General features: G+C 64.0%; 14 protein-coding genes. 5 read left to right on the top strand and 9 right to left on the bottom strand.

The window, feature by feature from the left end; genetic code table 11:
• The first annotated feature begins 87 nt into the window (after window positions 1–87).
• Together L630_RS0109790 and L630_RS0109785 are read left to right on the top strand one after the other, a co-directional pair.
• Complete coding sequence (locus L630_RS0109790) at window positions 88–2361, top strand: xanthine dehydrogenase family protein molybdopterin-binding subunit (RefSeq protein WP_024848080.1); 2274 nt, start codon at window positions 88–90, stop codon at window positions 2359–2361.
• A 10-nt stretch (window positions 2362–2371) separates the two neighbouring features.
• Window positions 2372–3319 carry a DMT family transporter gene (locus L630_RS0109785; protein WP_024848079.1) on the top strand — a complete coding sequence of 316 codons (948 nt, stop codon included), beginning with the start codon at window positions 2372–2374 and terminating at the stop codon, window positions 3317–3319.
• On the opposite strand, the gene L630_RS0109780 is transcribed toward L630_RS0109785, so the two are convergent.
• The gene (locus L630_RS0109780) at window positions 3320–4108 is read right to left on the bottom strand and encodes a helix-turn-helix transcriptional regulator (RefSeq protein ID WP_024848078.1); all 789 of its coding nucleotides are present in this window, start codon (window positions 4106–4108) and stop codon (window positions 3320–3322) included.
• A 133-nt stretch (window positions 4109–4241) separates the two neighbouring features.
• Here L630_RS0109780 and L630_RS0109775 point away from each other — a divergent pair, with 133 nt between their 5' ends.
• Window positions 4242–4640, top strand: coding sequence for a hypothetical protein (locus L630_RS0109775; RefSeq protein WP_024848077.1), 399 nt, complete (start codon window positions 4242–4244; stop codon window positions 4638–4640).
• Here L630_RS0109775 and L630_RS0109770 read toward each other — a convergent pair whose 3' ends face one another.
• Window positions 4641–5420 carry a uracil-DNA glycosylase gene (locus L630_RS0109770; protein ID WP_024848076.1) on the bottom strand — a complete coding sequence of 260 codons (780 nt, stop codon included), beginning with the start codon at window positions 5418–5420 and terminating at the stop codon, window positions 4641–4643.
• A 210-nt stretch (window positions 5421–5630) separates the two neighbouring features.
• On the opposite strand from L630_RS0109770, the gene L630_RS0109765 reads away from it, so the two are divergent.
• Window positions 5631–7310 (top strand): electron transfer flavoprotein-ubiquinone oxidoreductase, encoded by a 1680-nt coding sequence (locus tag L630_RS0109765; protein ID WP_024848075.1) that lies wholly within the window; start codon window positions 5631–5633, stop codon window positions 7308–7310.
• An 82-nt stretch (window positions 7311–7392) separates the two neighbouring features.
• Here L630_RS0109765 and L630_RS0109760 read toward each other — a convergent pair whose 3' ends face one another.
• The 6 genes from L630_RS0109760 to L630_RS23150 form a co-directional block, all read right to left on the bottom strand.
• The gene (locus L630_RS0109760; protein WP_024848074.1) at window positions 7393–8382 is read right to left on the bottom strand and encodes an endonuclease/exonuclease/phosphatase family protein; all 990 of its coding nucleotides are present in this window, start codon (window positions 8380–8382) and stop codon (window positions 7393–7395) included.
• 14 nt (window positions 8383–8396) lie between these two features.
• Entirely contained in the window at window positions 8397–9899 is a 1503-nt protein-coding gene (locus L630_RS0109755; RefSeq protein ID WP_024848073.1) for an AMP nucleosidase, read from the bottom strand.
• A gap of 107 nt (window positions 9900–10006) precedes the next feature.
• Window positions 10007–10489 (bottom strand): Kazal-type serine protease inhibitor domain-containing protein, encoded by a 483-nt coding sequence (locus tag L630_RS0109750; protein WP_024848072.1) that lies wholly within the window; start codon window positions 10487–10489, stop codon window positions 10007–10009.
• 81 nt (window positions 10490–10570) lie between these two features.
• On the bottom strand, window positions 10571–11803 hold the full coding sequence (locus L630_RS0109745) for a lytic murein transglycosylase (RefSeq protein WP_034329881.1): 1233 nt from the start codon (window positions 11801–11803) through the stop codon (window positions 10571–10573).
• 27 nt (window positions 11804–11830) lie between these two features.
• Window positions 11831–12436 carry a recombination mediator RecR gene (recR, locus tag L630_RS0109740; protein ID WP_024848070.1) on the bottom strand — a complete coding sequence of 202 codons (606 nt, stop codon included), beginning with the start codon at window positions 12434–12436 and terminating at the stop codon, window positions 11831–11833.
• A gap of 88 nt (window positions 12437–12524) precedes the next feature.
• Complete coding sequence (locus L630_RS23150) at window positions 12525–12692, bottom strand: hypothetical protein (protein ID WP_186441300.1); 168 nt, start codon at window positions 12690–12692, stop codon at window positions 12525–12527.
• Between the two features lie 169 nt (window positions 12693–12861).
• On the opposite strand from L630_RS23150, the gene L630_RS0109730 reads away from it, so the two are divergent.
• Complete coding sequence (locus L630_RS0109730; protein WP_024848069.1) at window positions 12862–13563, top strand: glutathione S-transferase N-terminal domain-containing protein; 702 nt, start codon at window positions 12862–12864, stop codon at window positions 13561–13563.
• Between the two features lie 45 nt (window positions 13564–13608).
• Here L630_RS0109730 and L630_RS0109725 read toward each other — a convergent pair whose 3' ends face one another.
• A complete protein-coding gene (locus tag L630_RS0109725; RefSeq protein ID WP_024848068.1) occupies window positions 13609–13950 on the bottom strand; it encodes a DUF2147 domain-containing protein in 342 nt (113 codons plus the stop codon).
• Window positions 13951–14213 lie beyond the last annotated feature (263 nt).

Genomic DNA, 14213 nt, shown 5'->3' with positions numbered 1-14213 from the left:
TTTACATGATACTGGCGCTCGGCAAAACTGGAACGAGTGTATACAATTGCACCGGGCGCCAGATGCGGCCCCGAGGGAGGAAAATCAATGACCGTCATGACGCCCAAGTTCGGGATAGGTGCGTCTGTCCTGCGTCTCGAGGACAGCTCTTTCATCACGGGGAAGGGACGCTACACCGACGACATTCGCCAGGAAGGCATGCTGCACGGCTACGTGCTGCGCTCGCCCATCGCCAAGGGCACGTTCACCATCACCTCGACCGAGGCCGCGCGGGAGGCGGACGGTGTTCATCTCGTCCTGACGGGCGCTGATCTCGCGCACCTCGGCGACCTCAGGTCCACGCTGATGATGCCGCAGCCGGACGGCACGAAGGCCCCGACGCGCGACATTCCGATTCTCTGCCGCGACCGGGTCGAGCATGTCGGCGATGCGGTTGCCTTCGTCGTCGCCGAGACCCGCGCGCAGGCGCAGGACGCCGCCGAACTGATCGAGATCGAGTACGAGGCGGAGGAGGCGATAGCCGACACCGCGACCTCACCCGACAAGGCGTTCGAATACAAGCTCGGCGACGAGGCGCGGACCAACGAGGCGTTCGCGAAAGCGGCGCACGTGACGAAGATAAGCGTCCTCAACAACCGCCTCGTCAGCAACTACATGGAGCCGCGCGCGGCGATCGGCGAATGGCTCGCCGACGAGGAGCGCTTCGTCCTCACGACCGGTTCGCAGGGCGTGCACTCGATGCGCAGGATCCTCGCCGACCAGGTCTTCAACGTGCCGCAGGAGACGATCCGCGTGGTGACGCCGGACGTCGGCGGCGGCTTTGGCCCGAAGGCCTGCACCTATCGCGAGCATCCGCTGGTGCTGGAAGCTGCAAAGCGGCTGGGCCGTCCGGTGAAGTGGACCGGCGACCGCACCGAACATTTCCTTGTCGATGCCCACGGGCGCGACAACGTCACTGAAGCCGAGATGGCGCTCGACGAGAACGGCCGCTTCCTCGGCATGCGCGTGCGCATGATCGCCAATCTCGGCGCCTATGCCCATCAGGTCGGCCCGCTGATCCCCTTCATCGGCGCGACCATGTCGACCGGCGTTTATGACATTCAGGCGCTCGATGTCTCGATCCTCGGGGTCTACACCAACACCGCCCCGATCGACGCCTATCGTGGCGCGGGCCGTCCGGAAGCGGCCTTCCTGGTCGAGACGCTGGTTGATGCCTGTGCGCGCGACCTTGGACTCACGCCGGACGAGATCCGCCGCCGCAACTTCATCAAGCCGGAGCAGCTTCCCTACCGCACGCAGACCGGCCGTCTCTACGACACCGGCGAGTTCCAGGGGCACATGGAAAAGGCGATGGAGGTTGCCGGCTGGGCGGGCTTCGAAGCCCGGCTCGCGGAAGCGACGTCACGCGGAAAGATCAGAGGCATCGGCATGGCGTCCTATGTCGAGGCCTGCGCCTTCCCGGGCTCGGAAGCGGTGCATGTGAAGCTCGAGGAAGACGGCTCCGTCACGCTCGACATCGGCACCCAGTCGAACGGCCAGGGCCACGCCACCGCATACACGCAGTTCGTTGCCGACACGCTCGGCCTCGACCCCAGCCGCATCAAGGTGATCCAGGGAGACAGCGACCGTCTGCCCAAGGGAGGCGGCACCGGCGGCTCGCGTTCGATTCCGCTCGGCGGCGTTTCGGCCGCACGCGCCGGCGAGAACCTCGCCGAAAAGATCCGCAAGATTGCCGCGGACGAGCTCGAAGCCTCGCCCGCCGACATCGAACTCGTCGACGGTGAGGCGCGCATCGTCGGCACCGACCGCCGCATGGATTATTCGGCAATCGCAAAGGCGGCGAAGTCGCCCGATGACCTGAAGGGCTTCGGCGAGTTCGTCCAGAACGAAGCGACCTATCCGAACGGCACCCACGTCTGCGAAGTTGAGATCGATCCGGAGACCGGCGAGGTCGATGTCGTCAACTACGTCAGCGTCGACGACTTCGGCATCACCGTGAACCCGGTGCTGCTCGCCGGACAGGTGCATGGCGGCATCGCCCAGGGCGTCGCGCAGGCGCTCTACGAAAACACGGTGTATGGCGAGGATGGGCAGCTCCAGACGGCGACCTTCATGGACTATTGCATGCCGCGCGCCGACAACTTCCCGAACTTCAACTTCTCGACCCGCAACGTGCCCTCGACGACCAATGCGCTTGGCATCAAGGGAGCAGGCGAGGCTGGTACGATCGGTGCGGCTCCCGCGGTGATGAACGCGGTCAAGGACGCCCTTCACAGAGCGTACGGAATAGACCATATCGACATGCCAGCGACGCCGAATCGTGTCTGGTCAGCGATCAGGGAGGCGACGTCACGTAACTGAGGGGGCCTGATTGCCGGTCGAATCTTCCAGCCAAGCTGAGAACGCGGTTCACGGCATCCTCCTCAAGGTCGCTTCGGTGGCCATCTTCGTGATGATGAATGGCCTGATCAAGGTGGCCGGCGACGTACCCGCCGGCCAGATCGTCTTCTTCCGGTCCTTATTTGCCATTCCGCCAATCATGCTGGTCTTGTGGTTGCAGGGCCAGATGAAGGGCGCCTGGCGCACTAAAAATCCGGTCGGGCACATCATGCGCGGCCTCGTCGGTGTCAGCTCGATGGGCCTCGGCTTTTTCGCACTGACCCGGCTGCCGCTGCCCGACGCGATCACCCTGAACTACGCCCAGCCCCTGCTGGTCGTCGTCTTCAGCGCGCTGTTTATGGGCGAGCTGATCCGCGTCTACCGCTGGTCGGCAGTCATCGTCGGCCTGTTCGGCGTCGTGGTCGTCTCGTGGCCGAAGCTGACGTTATTCTCGTCCGGCGCACCGGCTGAAACAGGACAGGCAATTGGCGTCCTTGCCGCCTTCGGCGGTGCGACCATGTCGGCGATCGCGATGCTGCTGGTCCGCAAGCTGGTCCATACCGAGCGTACGTCGACCATCGTCATCTGGTTCTCGGCCAGCGCGACGGTGATCTCGCTCTTCACCATCCCGTTCGGATGGAACGCTCTTGAGCCATACCAGGTCGCGTCGCTGATCGGCGCGGGCATCTGCGGCGGCCTCGCGCAGATCCTGATGACAGAGGCGTACCGCTATGCCGAGGCGTCGGTCGTCGCACCGTTCGAGTATACGTCGCTGCTGCTTGGGATCGTCTTCGCATATCTCGTCTTCGGTGAGCTGCCGACGATCTACACGCTGGTGGGCGGCGCCATCGTCATCAGCGCCGGCATCTTCATCGTCGTGCGCGAGCGTCAGCTCGGTCTCGAACGGGCAAAGGCGAAGAAGGTATCGCCGCCCCAATAGTCACGTCGCGGTGGCGAGCTGGCGCAGATAGTCCCCGGTTTCGGTATCTGCGGGGAAGAACGACTCGATCGCTAGCTCTGACAGCGTGACATCGAGAGGCGTGCCGAACACGGTGATCGTGCTGATGAAGCTGAGAACCTGATCCCCCATCCGCACTCGCAACGGCACGGCGATGTTGTGCGCCGCATCTGGTTCATGCGCCGCAGCTGGACCGGGATAGGACAACAGTTCCTTTTCGAGCGCCTGCAACCCCGGGCCGCCCGAGTTCTCGATCTGCAATCTCAGGCGCTCCAGAAGGTGCGTGCGCCACTGGCCGAGATTGACGATACGCGGCGCAAGCCCTTTGGGATGCAGAGACAGGCGCAGCACGTTGACGGGCGGCTCAAGCAGGGCGAGGTCTTCGATGCTTTCCAGGAGCGGCCCGACGGAAGCATTCGCCTTGAGCATGTTCCAGCCCTTGTCCACTGCGATCGCCGGGAATGGTTCGTGACCTATAAGGACCTGCTCCACGGCAGCCAGCGCGGGCTTGAGCGCCGGATCATCCAGCTCTCGCTCGCTAAAGCTCGGCGCATAACCTGCAGCCATCAGAAGTCGGTTTCGCTGGCGCAGCGGCACGTCCATCTGCTCGGCAAGACGCAGCACCATCCCGCGCGAAGGTCTTGCGCGGCCGCTTTCGATGAAGCTGAGGTGCCGCTGTGAAATCTCGGCGTCGAGCGCAAGATCCAGCTGGCTCAGACGGCGCCGCTGGCGCCATTCTCGGATCAACGCACCCGCATTCAGTTGTTCCATCGTGTCGGCCTCCCTGAGGACGCCTCAGCCTAGGCGCGGATCCGCCGTATTTCTATTACCTCCCACGTAATCGCTTTGCGCCGCGTTGTGGCTCAACCTGAGGGCATCCTGGTTCAACCGAAGGAGATGCCCGATGACCGTTACGAACTCACCATTCCTGCGCGCCACTCTTATCGCCGATGCCGTGATGGGCTTCGCCGCCGCAGCCATCACCATCTTCGGAGCGGGGCTGCTCTCGGCCTGGCTCGCCTTGCCGGAAGGCCTCCTGTTCTGGGCGGGCGTCGCGCTCGTGCCGATCGCGGCCTTCCTGTTGATGATGGCGTTCCGGCCTGAAATTCCCAGGTCGTGGCTGCGGGAGATCGTCTTCATCAACGCGAGCTGGACAGTCGCGAGCCTTGCCATCATGATGCTCGGGCTGGTGCAGCCGAACATGCTGGGCGCGGCATTTGTGATCGTCCAGGCGGTTGCGGTGGGGGGCTTCGCGTGGCTCGAGGCCATCCCGCTGCGGCGGCCGGATACGGTCGCCGCCTGATCAGGCGCGCATCTGGTCGAGCCTGGCCGCGATCTCGAGCAGGTCGCGCCAGGCGAGCTTTTTGTGCGCTGGGTTGCGCAGCAGATAGGCCGGATGCAGCGTCGGCATGGTCGGGATTTCTACGCCCGAGGCCGTGCGATGGACCTTCCAGTTGCCGCGAAGGCGCAGAATGCCTTCGTTCGCATGCAACAGCACCTTCGCCGACGGGCCGCCAAGCGCGACGAGAATTTTCGGGCGCGCAAGCTCGATCTGCCGCTCGATGAACGGGCGGCAGATTTCGGTTTCGAGTGGCGTGGGCGTGCGGTTGCCCGGCGGGCGCCATGGCACGACATTGGCAATGTAGGCGTTGGTCTTGCGCGACACGCCGATCGCGGCAAGCATCGCATCGAGCAGGCGGCCAGATCGGCCGACGAACGGCAGTCCTTCGATGTCCTCGTCCCGCCCGGGAGCCTCGCCCACCAGCATCACGTCCGGCTGCGGGTTGCCGTCGGCGAAGACAAGGTTCTTGGCGGTCAGCTTCAGGTTGCAGCCATCGAAATTGCGCAACAGTTCGCACAACTCATCGAGCGACTGGGCGCTGGCGGCAACCTCGCGCGCCCGCACCGCCTGCTCCTCGTCGGGGAGAACTGGGGCCGCCATCGCGGCCTGACGCGCAGCAGCCTGCTCCTCGAAGCGGTTGACCGGCTCTTCCAGCAATGGCTCGTCAACGCCCGCTTCGGCGTAGAAGCGCAGCAGGTCGGCAAGGTCAGGGAAGGATGCGTTCGGGTCTGCGGTCAGCATCCCCTATTGTCGCCCGCGGGGCGGCGTCCTGCAAGCGCTGCGGCGACATTCCGCCACCTATCCGCCGAGGAATTGAACTGCTGCAGTATTCATAGGCGGAAACTGGTACTTACCTTAGCTTGAACAATATCGACTGTTTCCCGTTGCAGCGCGATAGGATATGAGCGCAAGCACGGAAATGCCGACGGGTCTACGCACAGGGAGCTGCTGATGAGCGATATCGAGCGGGAGAGCATGGAGTTCGACGTGGTGATCGTCGGCGCAGGGCCAGCAGGCCTGTCCGCCGCGATCCGCCTGAAGCAACTCGATCCTGATCTCTCCGTGGTCGTGCTCGAGAAGGGCGGCGAAGTCGGCGCGCACATCCTCTCCGGCGCGGTCGTCGATCCGATCGGCATCGACCGCCTGCTGCCGAACTGGCGCGAGGACAGCGACCATCCGTTCAAGACGCCGGTCACCGACGACCAGTTCCTGATCCTCGGGCCTGCAGGCTCGTTGCGGCTGCCGAACGTGCTGATGCCGCCGCTGATGAACAATCACGGCAACTACATCGTCTCACTCGGCAATGTCTGCCGCTGGCTCGCTGGTCACGCCGAAGCGCTGGGCGTCGAGATCTATCCGGGCTTTGCTGCCGCCGACCTCATGTATGACGAGAATGGCGCAGTCACCGGCGTCATTACCGGAGATATGGGCGTGGAGCGCGACGGCACGCCGGGCCCGAACTACGCTCCCGGCATGGCGCTGCTCGGCAAGTACGTGCTGATCGGTGAGGGCGTGCGCGGCTCGCTCGCCAAGAAGCTGATCGCCAAGTACAACCTAGCGGATGGCCGCGAGCCGCAGAAGTTCGGCATCGGCCTCAAGGAGCTGTGGCAGGTCAAGCCGGAGAACCACAAGCCGGGTCTTGTGCAGCACTCGTTCGGCTGGCCGCTTGGCGGCGAGACCGGCGGCGGCTCGTTCCTCTACCACCTCGAGGACAATCTGGTTGCGGTCGGCTTCGTCGTTCACCTGAACTACAAGAACCCGTACCTGTCGCCGTTCGAGGAATTTCAGCGCTTCAAGACGCATCCGGCGATCGCTCCGACCTTCGAGGGCGGCAAGCGCATCTCCTACGGCGCTCGCGCCATCACCGAGGGCGGCTACCAGTCGGTGCCGAAGCTGAGCTTCCCGGGCGGCGCGCTGATCGGCTGCTCCGCGGGCTTCGTCAACGTTCCTCGCATCAAGGGTTCGCACAACGCAGTACTCTCCGGCATGCTCGCAGCCGAGCATGTTGCCGAGGCGATCGCCGCCGGCCGCGAGCACGACGAGCTGACCGGCTACGAGGCTGCATGGCGCGAGAGCGACATTGGCAAGGACTTGAAGAAGGTCCGCAACGTGAAGCCGCTGTGGTCGAAGTTCGGCCTGTGGCTCGGCGTCGGCCTTGGCGGCCTCGACATGTGGCTCAACTCGATCTTCGGCTTCTCGCCGTTCGGAACGATGAAACATGGCAAGACCGACGCGGAGTCGCTGGAGCCGGCTTCCAAGCACAAGAAGATCGAGTATCCGAAGCCTGATGGGGTGCTGACCTTCGACCGCCTGTCGTCGGTGTTCCTGTCGAACACCAACCACGAGGAAGACCAGCCGATCCACCTGCAGGTAAAGGACATGGACCTGCAGAAGCGCTCGGAGCACGATGTCTACGCCGGTCCGTCGAGCCGTTACTGCCCCGCTGGCGTCTACGAATGGGTGGATGCTGACGGCAACGCCGCGGCCGACAAGATGGGCGTCGATGTCCGCTACGTCATCAACGCGCAGAACTGCGTCCACTGCAAGACGTGCGACATCAAGGACCCGAACCAGAACATCAACTGGGTCCCGCCGCAGGGCGGCGAAGGTCCGGTCTATCCGAACATGTAAGGGGCTAGGGGAGTAGGGGACTAAGGGACTAAGGAACTGGGTGGAGGCGTGCGACAACGTCGCGCCGGGCTACCTTACTCCCTTACTCCCTTACCGCCGCCTGTCTCACCTCGGCCGGCTTCTCTTCCGGCAGCAGGGTGAACTCGAACAGCACCGGCAAATGGTCGGAGTTGCCACCTTCAATGGTCTGGAGCCTTACCGGCACGACCGCACCCTTCACCATGACATGGTCGATGGGCAAGCCGATTGTCCGGCGCAGCCAGTCGGGAGCGATCCGGTGCAGATAGGTGGAGCCAAGTCCGCGCAGGATGCGTGCGCCGGCGGCATCGGCCAGCGAGCGGGCAGAGTAGCTCCACGGCGCTGAATTGAGGTCGCCGGCGAGAATCGCTGTTGGTCCGACCTCGCGCATCAGTGGCAGGACGCGCGGCATCTGCTTCTGCTGGTGGAACGGCCACGGCCATCCGAGATGCACCGCGATCATGTCGACTGCCTGTCCGCCAAAGTCGTAACGGAGGTGGGCAACGTCACCTCTTGCTCCGCATTGGGGATGGAAGCCCGTCGCGAAGGGCCGGCGCGAAAGGATCGCGGTGCCGCCGAGGTCGTCAGGCTTCGGACAGATCAGTGTGTAGGGGTACGCCCCCTCCAGCAGTCTGATCTTTTCGTGCCAGCGCGCGGAGACCTCGTTCAGCATCACGACGTCAGGCCGCACCTCGCCAATCAGCGACAGCACGGCATCCTGCCGCTCGTTGCGGTAATAGACGTTGAGATGCAGCACCTTGTAGACCGGCCCGGCAACCGCGCCGCTCGCATGCGCGGGTGTCGCGCCCGCGCCCTCCCAGAGCGTCGTTCCGAGCGTCAGACCGCCCAGCAGCACCGCGAACAGCGCCTCGATCCGCAGCCTGACCAGCAGGAGGACGGGAACAAGGATCAACAGCAATACCGCCAGGTGCACGCGGAAATGCGAGAAGGAGTCGAGGGCAGGATGCAGCCGCCCGAGATAGCCGAAGCTGAGGGCAGCCGCGATGCCCGTCAGGGCGGCGAGCACGATGAGCCGGAAAACGGTCGATTTCATAAGGTGAGCGCGCTCTACAGGAAGGCGGTTTCAGCAAAACTGCGCAGCTTGCGGGAGTGAAGCCGCTCGGACGGCATTTGCCCCAGCTTCTCCAGCGCACGCAAGCCGATTGTCAGGTGCTGCGCCACCTGCCGCTTGTAGAACTCAGTCGCCATGCCCGGCAGCTTCAGCTCGCCATGCAGCGGCTTGTCCGAGACGCACAACAGTGTCCCGTAGGGCACGCGGAAGCGGAAGCCGTTGGCGGCGATCGTCGCCGACTCCATGTCGAGCGCGATGGCTCGCGACTGCGACAGGCGCTGCACCGGACCGCGCTGGTCGCGCAGTTCCCAGTTGCGGTTGTCGATGGTGGCGACCGTGCCAGTGCGCATGATGCGTTTGAGGTCGTAGCCCGAAAGGCCCGTCACCTCGGCGACGGCCTCCTCGAGTGCGACCTGGACTTCCGCGAGCGCCGGGATCGGCACCCAGACCGGAAGGTCATCGTCGAGCACGTGGTCTTCGCGGACATAGGCATGGGCCAATACGTAGTCGCCCAGCGCCTGGCTGGTGCGCAGGCCCGCGCAGTGGCCGAGCATCAGCCAGACGTGTGGCCGCAGCACCGCGATGTGGTCGGTGATCGTCTTGGCGTTGGACGGCCCGACACCGATATTGACCATGGTGATGCCGTTGTTGCCCGGCTTCTTGAGGTGATATGCCGGCATCTGCGGCATGCGGATCGGCGTCGTGCCTTCGTCCGGATGCCCGGAGCCTGCGAGCGTCACGATGTTGCCCGGCTCGACGAAGGCCTCATAGCCACCGCCGCCATCGGCCATCAGCTTGCGCGCAACCGCGCAGAACTCGTCGATGTAGAACTGGTAGTTCGTGAACAGCACGAAATTCTGGAAATGCTCGGGGCCCGTCGCCGTATAATGAGTGAGTCGGTGCAGCGAATAGTCGATGCGTTGGGCAGTGAAGGCCGCGAGCGGCATCGGCTCCCCGGGTGCGGGCTCATAGGTGCCGTTTGAAATGTGGTCATCAGTGGTGTTGAGGTCCGGCACGTCGAACAGGTCGCGCAGCGGCCGCCGCAGCACTTCGGCGACGCTGCTGTCGACATAGGTGCCTTCGAGAAAGGCGAAGTGCAGCGGGATCGGCGTGTCGGAGTCGCCGACACTGATTGGCACGCCGTGGTTGCGGATGAGGAGCCCCAGCTGTTCGGTGAGATAGTTTTCGAAGAGGTCGGGCCGGGTAATGGTGGTGGCGTACTCGCCGGGGCCGGTCACGTGGCCATATGCGAGGCGCGAGTCGATCTGGGCGTAGGAAGAGGTCGTCAGCCGGACTTCCGGATAAAACGCGCGGAACCGCTGGTGCTGGTCGCCGCCGGTCGCCAGCGACTGGAAGGAGTCGCGCAGGAAGGCAGTGCTGCGCTGATAGAGCTGCTTGAGCGCGCGCACCGCCTCGGCCGCGTCAGTAAAGCTCTGACGCGGAAACGGCTCCGGCGTCGAGATGACAGGGATCGGATCGTTATAGGTTCGCTTTTCCATGGCCCATTATAGGGCGATCAGGCGCGATTTCGAGTAGGGCAGCAAGGTTAACCCTTCTGCCCTCAGAGGCAGCGTGGCGCGGCATGGTTCCCGCGCCACGTGAGCCGTTACATGCGCGTTGGGCGCCCGCACTCGCCATTGTGGACGATCTGGAAGCCCTCGCTCTCGGCCGAGCATGCGTTTCCGAAGGTACGTGTCTGGCTGCCGCGTCGTGCACAGACCGGGCGGTACTCCATCGTGCAGGCGCGCTGCTCCGGCGGGCGGTTCCAGTTGCCGCCGGGGCCGGAAGGCGGACGGTTCCAGTCGCTGCCAGGACCAGACGACGGCGACCCTGAGCGGCACTCGCCATCGCCAAGAATGCTGAAGCCCTCCGCGCGCGCCATGCACGCATTGCCGAATGTGCGGCGCTGGCCGCCGCGCTGTGCGCAGACCGGCAGGTACTCGCGTGTGCAGGCGACCGGTGGCGGCGTCGGTCGGGGCGGTGGCGGGCGATAGCCCGGGCCTTCATCGACCACGACGGTACACGCAGCGAGGATGGTGCCGCTCACGGCCACCCCTGCCGCAATCTTCGCAATTGAAAACAGGTTCATCCGTTCCTCCTCGTGAACCGTCTGCGATCCTTCCTCATCAATCGATCATCGAAGCGAGGCGAAAATGCAACCGGGGGTGTGCTATTTCGTCAGTGCGGAGACGATCGCCTTGTCCGGGAAACAGGTGGCAGGCATGCCGGCTTTGGCTTGCCATTCGCCGATCGAGCGGCGGGTGCGGAAGCCCGGCAGGCCATCCGCGGAGCCTACGTCGTAGCCGAGCTTTTCCAGCGCCCGCTGCATTGCCGCGATGTCGGAGCGGTAGAGCCCGCCGACCTTACCCCATTGGGCTGTAAACTGCTTGTCGCCATAGGCGATGCGGTCAGCGGCGTGGGCAACGAACAGCGCGTAGTTGTCGGAGAAGTTGTATTCCTTCAGCACGTAGAAGTTCGGCGTGACGATGAAAGCGGGGCCAGAGCGGCCCGCCGGCATCAGCAGAAATCCTTCCTGCCTTGCCTCGTGTTCAGGGAAGGGGCGGCCGCTGACGCGGGTAATTCCCATCGCCGCCCAGTCGGCGATCTTTCTGCCGCGGTCGGGGCCTTCGAGAGAGCAGGAGACATTTGCCGGCACGGTGACCTCAAAGCCCCAGTCGCGACCCTTCACCCAGCCCTTCTTCGTGAGGTAGTTGGCGATCGATGCCAGCGTGTCTGCCGCCGAGCCCCAAATGTCGGCGCGCCCGTCACCGTCGCCATCGACGGCATATTGCAGGTACGAGCTCGGCATGAACTGCGGCTGCCCTAGCGCGCCGGCCCAGGACGATTTCATGGCCGAGATCGGCGCCTGCCGCTTTTCGATCATTTCAAGGGCCGCCAGCAGCTCGTTTCGGAACATCTCCTTGCGCGTGGCCAGGAATGCCTTGGTGCCCAAAACTTCGAAGGCGTTGTAGGGGATCTTGGCACTGCCGAAGCCGGACTCGCGGCCCCAGATTGCCAGCAGCACGCCGCGTGGAATGCCGTATCGCTGTTCGATCCTGTCGAGCGCGGATTTCAGCTGCCCGGCGCGTGCACGGCCACCGGATGTGACGGCCGAGATCGTCTTCTCGGCAAAGTAGGCGCCCGGCGAGCCGAACTCGGCCTGGTGCTGCTGCTTCGGCGTCTCCGGCTTCTGGCCCGGCAGCACGAGGTCGGGCAGCTTCAAGTTAGGCTTCACGCCGCTGAAGGCGGCGTTGAAAGTTTCGGGTGAGATGCCGCGCGCCTTTGCCTGCGGCCACAGCTCGTTCTTCAGCCAGCCCTGGAACTGCGCATTGATATCCTTCGCAGTGGCGGGAGCTGAGAGGCCGATCAGGCAGGAAAGGATGAGGGCGAAACGTGTCTTCATGGTTCGTCCTCCGCAGAGGGTGGGTGTTTAGAACACCGTACGTGATTTGAGCGCGGCTGTAAGTGTGCCTTCGTCGAGGTAGTCGAGTTCGCCGCCGACCGGCACGCCATGCGCGAGCCGCGTGACCTTCACGTCCAGCCCCGCTAGCTGGTCGGTGATGTAGTGCGCGGTTGTCTGTCCCTCGACCGTCGCGTTGACGGCGAGGATCACCTCGGAGGTGCCACCTTCGGCGACACGCGAGACCAGCGAGGCGATGTTCAGGTCCTCCGGCCGCACGCCGTCGAGCGGCGAGAGCGTGCCACCGAGAACGTGGTAGCGCACGTTGAGCGCTGATGCGCGCTCCAACGCCCACAGGTCCGACACGTCTTCGACGACGATCAGCGTTGCCGGGTCGCGCCGTGGATCGGTGCAGATCGTGCAGGGATCGCTGGTATCGACATTGCCACAGCAGGAGCAGACCCGCACCTTGGCAACGGCCTCGCCCATCGCCTGCGCCAGCGGCGACATCAGCTGGTCCTTCTTCTTGATGAGATGGAGTGCTGCGCGGCGCGCGGAACGCGGCCCGAGCCCCGGCACCTTGGCCAGGAGCTGGATCAGGCGTTCGATTTCAGGACCGGCGATTCTTTTCGACATGCGATGCGTTTAGCGGGGAATACGGCTGATGGATAGCGCCAGCATGCGATGGTGAGCCCCGATCCTGACAGGATTATGGGCTCTGCGCCTAGCGCGCGAAGGGAATGGCGCAACTGATCGGGTTGGTGATGTCGCAGGCGGTCATCGTGCCACGCTGAACCGTTCCGAGGCGGCTCTTTTCGGCGACCAGCACCGACAGACCCATGCCGAACAGCATGATCATCAGGCACACGATGGTGAAGCGGCGAGCGAGCATTGGGGCGTCTCCTTCTTTATGGCGAGAAGGTGCCCGATCGTGGCTGAACCGACCCTGATTTCTCCGTTCATCTGCGGTTCAATGATCTTAACAGAACCCTAAATCCTATTCGTTGGCAGTTGCTGCCGGCATGTGCTTTGTTCCGGGCCACCACATTTGGAGGAATTTGATGACGACCCAGACCGTGCCAATTCAGGTTCACTACTGGCCGACTCCCAACGGCTGGAAGATCACCATCATGCTCGAGGAGCTCGGCGTTCCCTACGAGGTGCAGTACGTCAACATCGGCAAGGGTGAGCAGTTCGAACCGGAGTTCCTGAAGATCTCGCCGAACAACCGCATGCCCGCAATCGTTGATCCGGAGGGGCCCGGCGGCGAGCCGATCTCGATCTTCGAGTCGGGCGCGATCCTGCAGTATCTCGGCCGCAAGTTCGGCCGCTTCTATCCGTCGGACGAGCGCCAGCGTGTCGATGTGGACCAGTGGCTGTTCTGGCAGGTCGGCGGCCTCGGACCAATGGCCGGACAGGCGCACCACTTCCGCCAGTATGCGCCCGAGCAGGTGCCGTATGCGATCAAGCGCTACACCGACGAGTGCAACCGCCTCTATGGCGTCATGAACCGGCGCCTTGCCGACCGCGAATTCCTCGCCGGCGAGTACTCGATTGCGGACATGGCCTGCGTCGGCTGGATACGGCCATACAAGAACCAGGGGCAGGATATCGAGGAGTTCCCGAACCTGAAGCGCTGGTTCGAGACGATGTCGGCGCGCCCCGCCGTCGAGCGCGGGTGGTCGGTCGGGCAGGAGCACCGCCGCAACATCGCCGACGACAAGGAAGCCCAGAAGGTCCTGTTCGGCCAGCGCGCGCGCTGAAGATGAAGAGGGCAGGCGGCAGCAAGAGCCGCCTGCCGCCATTGCCTACTGGCGCTTCCAGTTCTGCGTCTTGCAGAAGATCGCCGCCACGCAGCCCTGCATGGCGAGCGAATTCCCCTTGAGAGTGGCGTTGCCCGAATAGGTCTTGTCGGTTGCGGGATCGGTGATCTCGCCCTTGTACTTGCCGTTGCCTGCTGGGTTCATCTGGCCGATGCGCTTGCCATTGTGAGCACCGCTCCTGACGGTGATGACGAAGCCGCCGCCGGACGGGGCGATCTCTGCGATCGCGCCGCTGTCCGTCTTCCACTTGCCGACAATTCCGTCGGCGTAAGCAGACCCCGTCAGCATCAGGGCAGTCATTGCAGCAAGGGCAGTCGTGCGCAGCATGTATCCTCCTCCTGGCCCCGACAGGTAAACAGATTCGGCGGCCTTTTAACTTACGCGAACGTAAGCGTAATTGAACTCGCGCGGGAGCGGAAGAGGGCAAGAGCGGGGATGTGCGGCATTCTCGGGAGGCTTCCGGCGCTGCGATTTCCTGAGAAGAACCCCGACTTTCCTCGCAGACACCGTTTCGCGTGGTTAGCAAAGGCTTTCCGGCGACAAGTAAGATTTTCCGCGCAGTTTAATCTAAATCCGCGGAATACCGGCAC

It is taken from the genome of Aminobacter sp. J41, assembly GCF_000526635.1.
Taxonomy (GTDB): Bacteria; Pseudomonadota; Alphaproteobacteria; order Rhizobiales; family Rhizobiaceae; genus Aerobium.
The sequence above is the reverse complement of the archived record's forward strand: the minus strand, read 5'-3'. Positions and strand labels throughout refer to the sequence as shown.